The following is an 11,778-nucleotide window of genomic DNA, read 5'->3' as shown; positions in this document are numbered from 1 at the left end:
GAACCGGCGACGTCAACTTGACTGATCGGAGGGCAGGTTGTGCCGTCCGGGCCGGGTTTCCTGTCAGCATGGCGATCATGACTGAGAGTGCATCTGTACGTCCGGTCCGCAGGATATGGGACGGCCGGAACGATCCCGACAGCCCGGTGCTGGTGCGCGAGGAGGGGGGAGCTCCGAGCGGCGACACACGGGCGGACGACGCCTATGACGCCCTCGGCGCCACCTGGGACTTCTTCCGCACGGTGTACGGCCGCAACTCGATCGACGGCCGGGGCGGTCCCGTGGAGGCGGTCCTCCGCACCGGGCAGCCGGGCGTGGCCTGGCAGCGGTCGCGCATCCTCCTCGGTGACGGCGGCGTCCCGGCCGTGGACGCGCTCGCCGAGCAGTTCACGGCCGGCATCATCCACCACACCGCCGAACTGGAGTCGTACGGTGAGCCCGGCGCGCTCGCCGTCTCGCTCGGGAACGTCTTCGGTCTCCTGGCCAAGCAGTACGGCCTGCAGCACACGGTGCAGGAAGCGGACTGGCTGTTCGGCCAGGGCGTCCCGTCCTCCGAGGGAGCCGGCGGCTCCCTCGAGGATCCCGCCCGGTTCCACCAGGCGGCCCACATGAGGCAGTACGACGAGACCTCCCGCGTCGACGGGGGCGTCCACGCCAACGCGGGGATCCCGAACCACGTGTTCTACCTCGTCGCGACCGAACTCGGCGGCCACGCCTGGGACCGGGCCGGGCGCATCTGGTACAAGGCGCTGATGGAGTACGCCGCCAGGACCACGAACTTCTCCGCATTCCGCTACGCGACCATCGGCGCGGCCCGTGACCTGGACTGGTCGACGGACGTGGTGGCCAAGGCATGGAGCGCGGTCGGCGTGGAGCGCTGACCGCACGACACGGCACGGGGCCCCGGCCGCCGCATACGGCGGCCGGGGCCCCGTGCCGTGTCGTCGGCCGCACCGCTCAGCCGCGCTCGATACCTGACATTTTCCCGATTTGGGCAGAGGTCACCCGGCGCGTGGTCCGGATCATGAGGGTGAGCGTTCGTGATGCGAACGCCAGTGCGCACTCCCATCGTTCCCAGGAGGACATTCGCATGGTCACCAGACGACGCGTGCTCGTCGGCACGCTGGCCACGACGGGCGCGGGCCTGATCACCGGTGCCGGCCTGCTGCCCGTACTGCGCACCGCCACCGCGCAGGCCGCCGACGACGCGGGCCCGGTGGTCGCGCCTGCGCCGTTCACGGTGAAGTTGCCGCAACTGCCCGTGCTCACCCCGTACTCCACCCAGGGCGGGCAGGACGCGTACCGCGTCACCGTCAAGGAGGTCTCGCGGGAGATCCTGCCCGGGGTACAGACCAAGGTGCTGACCTACGACGGCCACTTCCCGGGGCCGGTGCTGCGGGCGCGCAGCGGCCGAACGGTGTCCGTACGGCACCGGAACACCCTGGACATGCCGATCGCCGTGCACCTGCACGGCGCGAGCGTCTCCCCGGAGAACGACGGCGCCCCGATGGACACCGTCGCCCCGGGCACGGCACGCACGTACACCTACCCGAACCAGCAGCCGGGCGCCACGCTGTGGTTCCACGACCACGCCCACCACATGGAGGCCGAGCACGTCTACCGCGGGCTGTCGGGAACGTACATCCTCACCGACGACGCGGAACGTGCCCTGCCGCTGCCCTCCGGCAAGTACGAGATACCGATCGCGCTGCGCGACGCCCGGTTCGACGAGAACGGGCAGCTGGTCTACGCGATGGACGACTTCCGGGGCCGCACGACGCTGCTCGCCAACGGCCGCCCCAGTCCGTACCTGGAGGTCGCGGCCCGCAAGTACCGCTTCCGCCTGCTCAACACCTCCAACCTGCGCTTCTTCAAGCTGCGTCTCGCCGACGGCGGCCAGCTCGTACAGATCGGCTCCGACGGCGGCCTGCTCGAGCGCCCCTTCACCACCGACACCGTCTCGCTGTCCCCGGCGGAACGGGCCGACGTGGTCATCGACTTCTCCCGCTACCCCGTCGGCACGAAGATCGTCCTGGAGACCACGATGGGCGGGGGCGCACCCGGTCAGGTCGGCAACGTGCTGCGGTTCGACGTGGTCCGCACCGCACCCGACCCGAGCCGGATCCCGGACGTGCTGCGCACCCTGCCGCCGCTGGACGCACTGCCCAAGCCCGCCGTCGAGCGGAGCATCGTCTTCAGCATGGACGAGGACGGCCGCACCGAGCCGCGCGGGATGATCGACGGGCTCCAGTGGGACCCGGACCGGATCGACCAGACGGTCACGTTCGGGACCTCGGAGATCTGGACGGTGACCAACGCCAACAAGCTCATCCCGCACAACTTCCACATGCACCTGGTCCAGTTCCGGGTGCTGGAGCGGGGCGGCGTCCCCGTCGGACCGGCCGAGGCGGGCCTGAAGGACACGGTCCAGCTGCTCCCCGGCGAGACGGTGAAGCTGCACGCCACCTTCGACGCCTACCGGGGCACGTACGTCTACCACTGCCACCTGCTGGACCACTCGGCGATGGGCATGATGGCCAACTTCCGCGTGCGGTAGCCGGATCCGGGCCGCGCCGAGCCGGGCCGGGCCCGCCCCCTCCCGGCCCGGCGGTCAGGTGCTGATGGTGGCGACGGGTTCCAGGCCGTAGGTGCGGGCGTAGCCGTTCTCGGTGCCGACGAGGAGGTCGATGACCTCGAAGTAGCGGTCCCAGAACGGGGTTTCGCGCAGGGCGTCGATGAGGAGCTGATAGGCGTGGTGGTCTTCGGCTTCCCACATCCAGACGTCGGTGACGCGCGCGGAGTAGAACTCGGTGTCGTAGAAGCGTGACCGGACGCCGCCGGTCTTGGCCTCGATCGCGGGCAGGACCTGGGTGGTGAAGGCGTCGACGCGTTGCCGGACGGTCAGGGCGAGCCACTCGGGTGTGGTCTTGACGAGCATGAACGCCGTGACGGGTGGTGCTGTTCTTTCAGCGGGCATCAGGTGCCTCCGAAGTGGCAGGTGGTCTTCGTGCGCCGGGCCACTGTGCGTTCCGGCGACGTGTGGTGGGTTTCAGCGGGTTCAGTGGGTTTCAGGACAGGACGGCGGGCTTGAGGGTCTGGGCGCACCACTGCTCGAAGCCGGTGGGGGAGGCGGTGCCCGGGGTACGGGCGACGCCAGCGTCCAGGCCCTGGTCCTTGGCTCGCTTCATGTCGACGATGCCCTGGACGAACGCCTCGTCGAGGCCGTGGCCGACGAGGGTGGTGTACAGCTCGTCGAGCGGCTGGCGTTCGTAGCGGACGGGGCGGCCGAGCTGTTCGGTCATGATGCGGGCCAGGTCGTTGGGGGACAGGTCCTGCGGCCCGAGGACCGGGACGCTCTCGGTGCCGGTCCACGAGCGGTCCAGCAGCAGGCCTGCGGCGACGGCCGCGATGTCGGCGCAGGCGACGAAGGGGGCCTTGCGGTCGCCGTCGACGACGTCGGTGAAGACGCCCTCGTCGCGGATCGAGTCGGACTCCTCCAGCAGGTTCTCGAAGAAGGACGGGTTGGCCAGGGCCCGGTAGGCGACGCCGCTGCCGGCGATGAGGTCGTCCATGGCGAGGGAGGCGGTGACGAGGCCGGCCCGGTCGGCGAGCGGGGTGCCGCGGCCGAGCGCGGAGACGCCGACGACGTGGCCGACGCCGTGGGCGGCGAGCGCCTTCACGGCGGGGCGGGTGAAGCCGCTGAAGGCGTCCTGCGGAGTCAGGGAGGCGTCCGGGGGGACGAGCCAGAAGACGGCGTCCGCACCCTCGAAGGCCCGGTCGACGACCTCGGCGTCTGCGTGCGAGCCGGTGACCACCTCGACGCGTCCGCGCGCCGCGTCCGGAAGCCGGGCGGGGTCGCGCACGATCACGCGCAGTTCCTCGCCCGTGGCCGGCCCGGACTCCAGGAGCCGGGAGAGCAGGCAACGGCCGATGTTCCCGGTGGGAGCAGTAATGACGATCATGAAAACCTCGCAGGTCGTGCTGGTCGGTACGCCCGTCATCCTGCTGAGGACCCCGGTGCTGCCACAATGGGAACATCGGCACGGAATCATTGACTGAAATGGAATGATGCTGGTGAACAGCCCGGATTCGGCCCTCGACGCCAATCTCGCCATCGCGTTGGACGCCCTGCTGGCCGAGCACAGCGTCACCCGGGCCGCCGCCCGGCTGCACACCTCGCCCGCCGCCATGAGCCGCACGCTCGCCCGCCTGCGCCGCACCCTGCAGGATCCGCTGCTGGTCCGGGCCGGGCAGACCATGGTCCCCACCCCGCGCGCCCAGGCCCTGCGCGAGGAAGCCGCAGCCGTGGTGCAGCGCCTCGGGGCCCTGCTCAGCCCCGATACCGGCGTCGACCCCGCCACGCTGCGCAGCACCTTCACCCTCCAGACCGCCGACCTGGTCGGCGCGGCACTGGCTCCCGGACTGCTGCGCCTGGCCGAGCAGGAGGCGCCGGGGGTCTCGTTCCGGATCCGGGCCGAGGAGTGGGAGGCCGGTCCCGCGCTGCGCGACGGCCGGATCGACCTGGAGGTCGGGTCCATCGACCACGTGGACCCCGAAACCAGGGTCGAGGAACTGGTCAGCCTCCGCATGGTGGCGGCCGTCCGGCCCGGCCATCCGCTGACCGAAGGACCGGTGACCCCGGCCCGGCTCGCCGCCGCCCAACACGTCGCGGTCAGCCGCCGCGGCCGGTTCACCGGCCCCCTCGACACGGCCCTGGCCGAGCGGAACCTTCGTCGGCGGGTCGGCATCGTCCTGCCCAGCCACCTCGCCGCCATGACCCTCGCCGCGCGCAGCGACGTCGTCTGCCTCGTCCCCGCCGCACTCCCCGGCGCGGCCCCCTCACCCCTCACCGGCGACGCCCTCGCGCTCGGACTGCACCTTCTGGACATTCCCCTGGCCCTGCCGCCCGTGACCGTCGGCATGGCCTGGCACCCCCGCCATGCAGCCGACAGAGCCCACCACTGGCTCCGCAACGCCGTCCGCCGAACCCTCCGCGCCCCCGGGAGCCCGACCGCATGATCCGACCGAAGGCCCTTGACGGCCCGGGGTGCGATCAACGCCGGTGAGAGGTGCGATGGAACTCTGCTGCCGTCCCTCATGGGGGCCGGCGGACATCCGGAGACCGGCGGTGATTTCCGTGAGCGTGCACGCCGATGTCGTGGCCCGACGGCACGGTCACCGCCGCCGGGCCGCCGGGAGGCGGGCGGCCGCGACCGGTGCACTCGGCGCTGCGTGGCTCCTCCTCGTCGTCGCCCTCGCTCCGACGGCCCAGGCAGGGTCCGGCGGCATTGCCGCTCCGATCGGGGACTGCGCCGCGGGCTGGGTGTGCGGCTGGACCGATCCCGGATACACGGGTGTGGCGAGCCTCGTGGCCCAGGACATGCCGCGCTATCCAGAGACGACCGCCTACGTCGGGTTCAACGGCGGTTCGTCGGTGTGGAACAGCGCCCGGACATGGCGCGCGGGCGGCCGTCTCTGGGGCCGGTGCGTCACCGTGTACAACAGCGTCGGCTACTCGGGCCGGCGCCTGACCGTCCGCCCCGACCAGGGCGTTCCCCAGCTCCCGGCGGCGTTCGGCAACATCCGCTCCAACCGGTTCCACACTTGCCGGTTGTCCTGACCCGCGGCGGGCGCGGCGGGGAGAGGCCTTGAACGCCTCTGGTCAGACTGCAGCCGTGCAGAACAGGCACGCCTCCCAGAACGGCAGCGCATCCAGTACCCGGTGGCGTACGCACGAGGCCGTCGCGGCCTCGTCCGGCCCGGGCAGGACGCCCGTGCCGGCCCTCACGGTCGCGGGATCGAACTCCTCCACCATCGCCCGGTACGTGCGCAGGTACCCCTCGACCCGGGGCGGCTCGTACGTCAGTTCCTCCCACCGGTGACGGGACAGCGCCAGATCGAGGACGCGCAGCAGGAAGTCCTTGGCCCCGGCTCGCTCCTGCGGAGTGTCCCCCCAGTCGAGCTCCGCCAGGCCGAAGCCGACCACCCCACGCCCCATCACGTTCTGGTCCTGGAGCGTCAGCAGGGCGGCGAAACGGAAGTCCCACGGCTCGTTGGCAAGCGTGGACACGGCGAGCATCAGCACGTCCACGAACACCGCCGTGCCGCCGTTGGTCATCTCCAGGTACCGACCGTCACCGCCCTTGAACACGTTCATGACTCCAGAGTAGGGAGGGCCCCTCGCGCCTCTGACGGGGCCGCCCCGGACCGCCGGGCCGCCGGGCGCGGTCCGTCCGGGCAAGCGGGAAGCGGGCCCTCCGGCCCGGCCCGGCCTTGCCCGGGCTCCGGAGCTCCGACGCGCCCCCACCCGGCCCAATACCGCAGCCCCGTCGGCCGGCGGGCCACCCTGGAGGGCCGGGCCGGTACGGCGTCCCCGGGAGGCAGGAGTCGGCAGTGGCATCAGCACCCCAGGAGCACACCACCGGTTCCGGGGTCCCGGGCGCCCCCGAGGCGGTCGTCGGCCGCTACGGCGAGACCCTCTTCCGCCCGGAGCACCAGGGGGAGGGCGACCGCATCGACCGCGCCGCGCTCGTCTACGACCCGTTCACCCGGGCCCGGTTGCGCGGCCTCGGCGTCGGTCCCGGCTGGCGCTGCCTGGACGTCGGCGCGGGCACGGGAACCGTGGCGCGCTGGCTCGCCGAGGAGGCGGGCGCCGACGAGGTCGTCGCGCTGGACCGCGACACCAGCCACCTCGTCCCGATCGCCGGGCCGGGACTGCGGGTGCGCGCGGCCGACCTCACCCGGCTGGCCTCCGAGACGGGACTCGGCACGTTCGACCTCGTCCACGCCCGGTTCGTCCTCATGCACCTGCCCGAACGCCGCGCACTCCTCACCCAGCTCGCAGACCTGCTGAACCCCGGGGGGTACCTCGTCCTCAGCGACGCAGCGGACGTCCCCGACCCCGCCGACACGCAGTCCGCGTACCGGCGCACCCTGGACGCCATGTGGCGGACCCTGGGGGAGACCATCGGCACGGACATCGCAGCCGTCCGTGCGCACCCGCACGCCCTGCGCGCGGAGGGCCTGGAAGCCGTCGCCGCGGAGCTGGTGTGTCCGCCCCTCACCCCGGGCGCCCCGCTCACCGCGTTCTGGAGCGACACCTGGCAGCGGATGCGGCCCGCCCTGCTCGCCCCGGGCCGCCTCGACGCAGCGACCCTCGACGAGGCCCTTGCCTACCTGGAGTCGCCGGGGCTCGCCGAACTCGGCCCCGGCATGCTCACCGTGTGGGGCCGCCGCCCGGAGCAGCACGGCTGACCCGGCCCGGGACTCCGCCGCGGCGGGGCCCCCGATTCCTCAGCTCCTTCGTATTCGTTCCACCGCACGGCAGTTCACGGCGTTCGGCCGCCGCCTCCGGGGCGCACCACCGCTAGGGCGCGTATCGAGTCGTGATCACCGGGTGTCCTGTTGAGGTCTTTGCCGACGTGAGCCGACCGGTGCACTGATGTCCGGGCGGGGACTCATGGGACATGGCCCGGCACCCGGCTCAGGTTCCGGGGAGGATACGGCGCGTTTCGTAGGCCCACATCGCGATCTCGACCCGGTTGCGGGCGCCGAGTTTGGCCATCAGGCTGGCCAGATGCGTCTTCACCGTGCTGAGGCTGATGTGCAGTGCATCGGCGATCTCGGTGTTGGTCAGCCCGCGAGCGACGGCGAGGAGCACCTGCTCCTCGCGGGCGGTGACGGGGGAGACCGGCTGGGCCACGGGCCGGCCGGCGGGCAGGTCCGCGAATGCCTGGAGCAGACGGACGGTGACGCTGGGCGCAATGAGCGCCTCACCGCCGGACGCCGACCGTACGGCCTGGGCCAGAAGGTCTGGTCCCGTGTCCTTGAGGAGGAATCCGCGGGCGCCGGCACGCAGCGCACCGTAGACGTACTCGTCGAGGTCGAACGTGGTGATGACGACCACGGCCAGCGGGTCGGAGACGCCCGGGCCGGCGACCAGCCGGGTGGCCTCGAGCCCGTCGAGTACGGGCATGCGGATGTCGAACAGACAGACGTCGGGGCGCAGTTCGCGGGCCAGACGTACCGCCTCCCGCCCGTCGGCGGCCTCGCCGACCACCTCGATGCCGGGCTGGGCGTTCAGCATGATCCGCAACCCGTTGCGGATGATCGTCTGGTCGTCAGCGACGAGGACGCGAATGGACACCGCTCTCGCTCCTCGCTCTCGGCAGTTCGGCGTCGACATGCCAGCCCCGGTCGGTACCCGGGCCGGCTCGTAGTGTGCCGCCGAGCAGCGTCGCGCGCTCGCGCAATCCGGTAAGTCCGTATCCGTCGCGACCCCGGCCGGCGCGCCGGCCGTTGTCGCGCACGCTCACCCGCACCATGTGCCGTTCCGCGGCGACCCGGACGACGACCTCGGTCGCGTCGACCGCATGGCGCAGCGCGTTGGTCACCGACTCCTGCACGATCCGGTAGACGGCCGCGTCCACGGCCGGGGGCAGCGTGTCCAGTTCGCCGTCGAGCCCCAGGTCGACCCTGATACGACCGCCGGGGGTGCGCACCAGGCGCTCCAGATCCGCGACGCCGGCAGGGGGCGCCAGCTCGGCGCCGACCCCGCGGTCGCGCAGCGCGGCGACCAAGGCGCGCATTTCCTCCAGCGTGCGCGCCCCTTCCTCCTCGATCCCCTCCAGCGCCTCGACGGCGGCGGACGGGTCGGTGTCCGCGAGCACCCGGCCCGCCTGGGCGATGATCACCATGGCCGACACGTGGTGGGCCACCGTGTCGTGCAGTTCCCGGGCGAGCTGCTCGCGCTCGCGGGAGCGCACCTGCTCCAACTGCCGCTCGCGAGCGGTCACCCGGAACCGCACCGCAGCCCCGACCACGCCGGGCAGCAGCCCGAAGACGAAGCCCACGACCTGTTCGACGACCGGGGTCTCGTCCGTGAAGGCACACAGCGCGCACACCGCGACGATCACCGCGCCGCCCAGCACGATCTCCCGTCCCGATCCCCACCGGGGCAGCGCGTACACCAGCACGAGCACGACCGCGCCGGTGTACAGGCCGACGGGCTCGCGCGGTGCGGCGACGAGCGAGGCCACCTGAAGCAGGGTCACCGAGCCGAACGCCAGCGTCACCATCGCCAGCGGGCGGGTCCGGCGCCACAGGGGCAGCAGGCACAGCCATACGGCGGACACCACCGCCACCGGCCGCCACACGACGTTCTCGCGCAGAGTGGCCTCCAGCGCCACACCGGCAAGGCCCGCGGCGAGCAGCGCCCAGTCCCGCCGCACCCGGGCGGGCGCGCCGGGCGGCCGGGGTTCGGTCCACAGGGTTCGCAGGTCGTCTCGGAGCACGGTTCTCAGCCTAGGCACCGCGGCGTGCCGCGCATCGGCCGAAAGGACGGGTCGTCACTCCGCCCCGGGGCCGACGGATCCGCGGCCCGCGGGCCGATGCCGCGGAGCGCCGTGGCGACGAACCTCGGCATCGGCGGCCGTACAAGGACGGCCGACGAGGTGGTTGGAGGACCCGATGCTCTCGAAAGCCCTGTTGCGCCTGGGCGGGGCCGCCGCCCGCCATCCCTGGCGGGTGATCGCGGCATGGCTGATCGCCGCCACGCTCGCCGTCCTCGCCGCGATCGCCTTCGGCGGGCGGAATGCGGACTCGATGACCGCGCCGGGACTGGACTCCCAGCGGGCCGCGGAACTGATCGAGCGGGCCGGCACCGGCCAGGAGGGGATGACCGCCCAAGTGGTCGTCACCCCCCTCGACGGCGGTGCGACGTTCTTCGAGCACGACAGCGCGCGCACCGCTCTCACACGGCTGCAGACCGAGGTGAAGCGGCTGCCGCACGTGCTCGGCACGAGCGATCCGGCGGGGGCACTCGACGCAGGCGGGGACACCGCCGTGCGCGGCGGCCTCGTCTCGGCCGACGGGCGGATCGCGGTCGTCCGGGTGCAGTATCCCGACCAGAGCCGGCTGTCGGCCGAAGACCTCGACGCCCTCGTCGATCTCGGCGACCGGCTGCGTGCCGAACTGCCCCTGCGCATCGAGATGGGCGGGAACCTCTTCTACGCCTTCTCCGACCCCGACGGCGGCGCGAGCGAGTTGATCGGCCTCCTCGCCGCGGCCGCGATCCTGTTCCTGGCGTTCGGTTCGCTCGTCGCCGCCGCGCTGCCGATCGGCATGGCGGTCTTCGGACTGACCGTCGGGGTCGCCACGATGACGGTACTGGCGGGGGTCACGGACGTCCCCACCTTCGCACCGGTCCTGGGCAGCATGGTCGGGCTCGGAGTGGGCATCGACTACGCGCTGTTCGTGCTCGCCAGGCACCGGGAGTACCTCGCGCGCGGGCTCGATCCGCACGAGGCGGCCGGACGAGCGGTGGCCACGGCGGGGCGGCCCGTGGTCTTCGCCGGCGGAACCGTCGTCGTGTCGATCCTCGGCCTGGCGGTCGCGAACGTGCCGTTCATGACGGTGGGCGGGGTTGCCGTCTCGATTGTCGTCCTGACGATGGTGCTCGCGTCGGTGACGCTGCTGCCGGCCTTCCTCGGCGCGGCGGGCCCACGCCTGGCCCGGGCCGGCCGGATCGGCCGGGCTCTGCAGACCGGGAAGCCGGGCCGACTCGCACGGCGGCGGGACACGGTGGCGGGCGCCGCTCCCGCCGCCGGTTGGCGGCGCTGGATCGGGCACGTCAGCCGGCACCCGGTGCTGTACGCGATCGGCGCGGCGGGGCTGCTGCTGACCGCGACGCTGCCCGTGCTCGGCCTGCGCGTCGGCCTGCCCGACGACGGCTCACTGCCCCACAGCCGTACCGAGCGCCGGGCCTACGACCTCGTCGCCGAGGGATTCGGCCCGGGCACCAACGGTCCCCTCGTCATCGCCGCGGACCCCGCCGGTGATCCGGGGGTGCTGGACCGACTCGTCGGGGCGGTCGCGGCGGATCCGGGCATCGCATCCGTCGCGCTGACGCACATCGATCGGGCCACCGGCATCGCGACCCTCGTGGTGTTCCCGACCACCAGCCCTCAGGACAAGGCCACGGCCGACACCATCGCCCGGCTGCGGACCGGCGTGCTGCCCACGGCGATCGGGCACGGCCCGGCCAGGGCCCACGTCGGCGGCGCCGCCGCGAGCCTGTCCGATGTGGGCCAACGCACCAGCCAACGCCTGCCGGTGCTCGTCGCCGCCGTGCTGGCGATGTCGTTCCTGCTGCTGATGCTGGTCTTCCGCTCGATACTCGTACCGCTCAAGGCGGTGCTGCTGAACCTGCTGAGCATCGGCGCGGCCTACGGCATCATGGTCACCGTCTTCCAGTGGGGCTGGGGAGGCGCACTCATCGGGCTGGAAGCGACGGTTCCGATCGTGTCGTTCATCCCGATGTTCCTCTTCGCCATCCTGTTCGGCCTGTCGATGGACTACGAGGTGTTCCTCCTCTCCCGCGTACGCGAGGAGTACCTGCGCACCGGCGACAACGGCACGGCGATCGTTGAGGGCGTCTCGGGCACCGCCCGGATCATCACCTCGGCCGCCCTCATCATGGTGGCGGTCTTCCTGTCCTTCGCCGTCGCCGAGGACCCCTCCGCCAAGATGTTCGGGCTCGGCCTGGCCACCGCGATCTTCATCGACGCCACGGTCGTACGCATGGTGCTGGTACCGGCGACCATGACACTCCTCGGCCGGACCAACTGGTGGCTGCCGAAGTGGCTGGACTGGTTGCTTCCCCGCGGCCCGGTCGGCACCGACGACACCGACGCGGAATCCACGGGTGAGGCCCCGCGTCCACGGCTGGTTGACCGTTGACTCAACTCCTGCCCGCCCTTGGCGTCCGGCACCTCAGCG

Annotated in this window: 11 protein-coding genes; 6 read left to right on the top strand and 5 right to left on the bottom strand. The window is 72.4% G+C overall.

Annotated elements, in window-relative coordinates:
- The first annotated feature begins 77 nt into the window (after positions 1–77).
- A complete protein-coding gene (locus ACFYXK_RS28160; RefSeq protein ID WP_389413645.1) occupies positions 78–881 on the top strand; it encodes a M4 family metallopeptidase in 804 nt (267 codons plus the stop codon).
- Positions 882–1,090: 209 nt separating this feature from the next.
- A complete protein-coding gene (locus ACFYXK_RS28155; protein ID WP_389413644.1) occupies positions 1,091–2,557 on the top strand; it encodes a multicopper oxidase family protein in 1,467 nt (488 codons plus the stop codon).
- A 54-nt stretch (positions 2,558–2,611) separates the two neighbouring features.
- Here the strand turns inward: ACFYXK_RS28155 and ACFYXK_RS28150 are convergent, their stop codons facing one another.
- Both ACFYXK_RS28150 and ACFYXK_RS28145 read right to left on the bottom strand, forming a co-directional pair.
- The gene (locus ACFYXK_RS28150) at positions 2,612–2,977 is read right to left on the bottom strand and encodes a darcynin family protein (protein WP_389413643.1); all 366 of its coding nucleotides are present in this window, start codon (positions 2,975–2,977) and stop codon (positions 2,612–2,614) included.
- A 91-nt stretch (positions 2,978–3,068) separates the two neighbouring features.
- Positions 3,069–3,962: an NAD(P)H-binding protein gene (locus ACFYXK_RS28145; protein ID WP_389413709.1), complete on the bottom strand. Its 894-nt coding sequence runs from the start codon at positions 3,960–3,962 to the stop codon at positions 3,069–3,071.
- 103 nt (positions 3,963–4,065) lie between these two features.
- Here ACFYXK_RS28145 and ACFYXK_RS28140 point away from each other — a divergent pair, with 103 nt between their 5' ends.
- Together ACFYXK_RS28140 and ACFYXK_RS28135 are read left to right on the top strand one after the other, a co-directional pair.
- A complete protein-coding gene (locus tag ACFYXK_RS28140) occupies positions 4,066–5,019 on the top strand; it encodes a LysR family transcriptional regulator (RefSeq protein ID WP_389413642.1) in 954 nt (317 codons plus the stop codon).
- A 118-nt stretch (positions 5,020–5,137) separates the two neighbouring features.
- Positions 5,138–5,620 carry a peptidase inhibitor family I36 protein gene (locus ACFYXK_RS28135; RefSeq protein WP_389413641.1) on the top strand — a complete coding sequence of 161 codons (483 nt, stop codon included), beginning with the start codon at positions 5,138–5,140 and terminating at the stop codon, positions 5,618–5,620.
- Between the two features lie 42 nt (positions 5,621–5,662).
- Here the strand turns inward: ACFYXK_RS28135 and ACFYXK_RS28130 are convergent, their stop codons facing one another.
- Positions 5,663–6,157: a hypothetical protein gene (locus ACFYXK_RS28130; protein ID WP_389413640.1), complete on the bottom strand. Its 495-nt coding sequence runs from the start codon at positions 6,155–6,157 to the stop codon at positions 5,663–5,665.
- A gap of 236 nt (positions 6,158–6,393) precedes the next feature.
- Here ACFYXK_RS28130 and ACFYXK_RS28125 point away from each other — a divergent pair, with 236 nt between their 5' ends.
- Entirely contained in the window at positions 6,394–7,254 is an 861-nt protein-coding gene (locus tag ACFYXK_RS28125) for a class I SAM-dependent methyltransferase (RefSeq protein WP_389413639.1), read from the top strand.
- A 229-nt stretch (positions 7,255–7,483) separates the two neighbouring features.
- Here ACFYXK_RS28125 and ACFYXK_RS28120 read toward each other — a convergent pair whose 3' ends face one another.
- Positions 7,484–8,146, bottom strand: coding sequence for a response regulator (locus ACFYXK_RS28120; RefSeq protein ID WP_389413638.1), 663 nt, complete (start codon positions 8,144–8,146; stop codon positions 7,484–7,486).
- Positions 8,121–9,293, bottom strand: coding sequence for a sensor histidine kinase (locus tag ACFYXK_RS28115; RefSeq protein WP_389413637.1), 1,173 nt, complete (start codon positions 9,291–9,293; stop codon positions 8,121–8,123). Before ACFYXK_RS28115 ends, ACFYXK_RS28120 begins: the two co-directional genes overlap by 26 nt.
- A 175-nt stretch (positions 9,294–9,468) precedes the next feature.
- Here ACFYXK_RS28115 and ACFYXK_RS28110 point away from each other — a divergent pair, with 175 nt between their 5' ends.
- Positions 9,469–11,739 carry an MMPL family transporter gene (locus ACFYXK_RS28110; RefSeq protein ID WP_389413636.1) on the top strand — a complete coding sequence of 757 codons (2,271 nt, stop codon included), beginning with the start codon at positions 9,469–9,471 and terminating at the stop codon, positions 11,737–11,739.
- Positions 11,740–11,778 lie beyond the last annotated feature (39 nt).

The sequence above is a fragment of the Streptomyces sp. NPDC002209 genome (assembly GCF_042890265.1).
Taxonomy (GTDB): Bacteria; Actinomycetota; Actinomycetes; order Streptomycetales; family Streptomycetaceae; genus Streptomyces.
The sequence above is the reverse complement of the archived record's forward strand: the minus strand, read 5'-3'. Positions and strand labels throughout refer to the sequence as shown.

Excerpts from the sequence above, each read along its gene's own strand:
- ACFYXK_RS28160 (WP_389413645.1), top strand. The coding sequence starts at position 78 with ATGACTGAGAGTGCATCTGTACGTCCGGTCCGCAGGATATGGGACGGC.
- ACFYXK_RS28155 (WP_389413644.1), top strand. The coding sequence starts at position 1,091 with ATGGTCACCAGACGACGCGTGCTCGTCGGCACGCTGGCCACGACGGGC.
- ACFYXK_RS28150 (WP_389413643.1), bottom strand. The coding sequence starts at position 2,977 with ATGCCCGCTGAAAGAACAGCACCACCCGTCACGGCGTTCATGCTCGTC.
- ACFYXK_RS28145 (WP_389413709.1), bottom strand. The coding sequence starts at position 3,962 with ATGATCGTCATTACTGCTCCCACCGGGAACATCGGCCGTTGCCTGCTC.
- ACFYXK_RS28140 (WP_389413642.1), top strand. The coding sequence starts at position 4,066 with ATGATGCTGGTGAACAGCCCGGATTCGGCCCTCGACGCCAATCTCGCC.
- ACFYXK_RS28130 (WP_389413640.1), bottom strand. The coding sequence starts at position 6,157 with ATGAACGTGTTCAAGGGCGGTGACGGTCGGTACCTGGAGATGACCAAC.
- ACFYXK_RS28110 (WP_389413636.1), top strand. The coding sequence starts at position 9,469 with ATGCTCTCGAAAGCCCTGTTGCGCCTGGGCGGGGCCGCCGCCCGCCAT.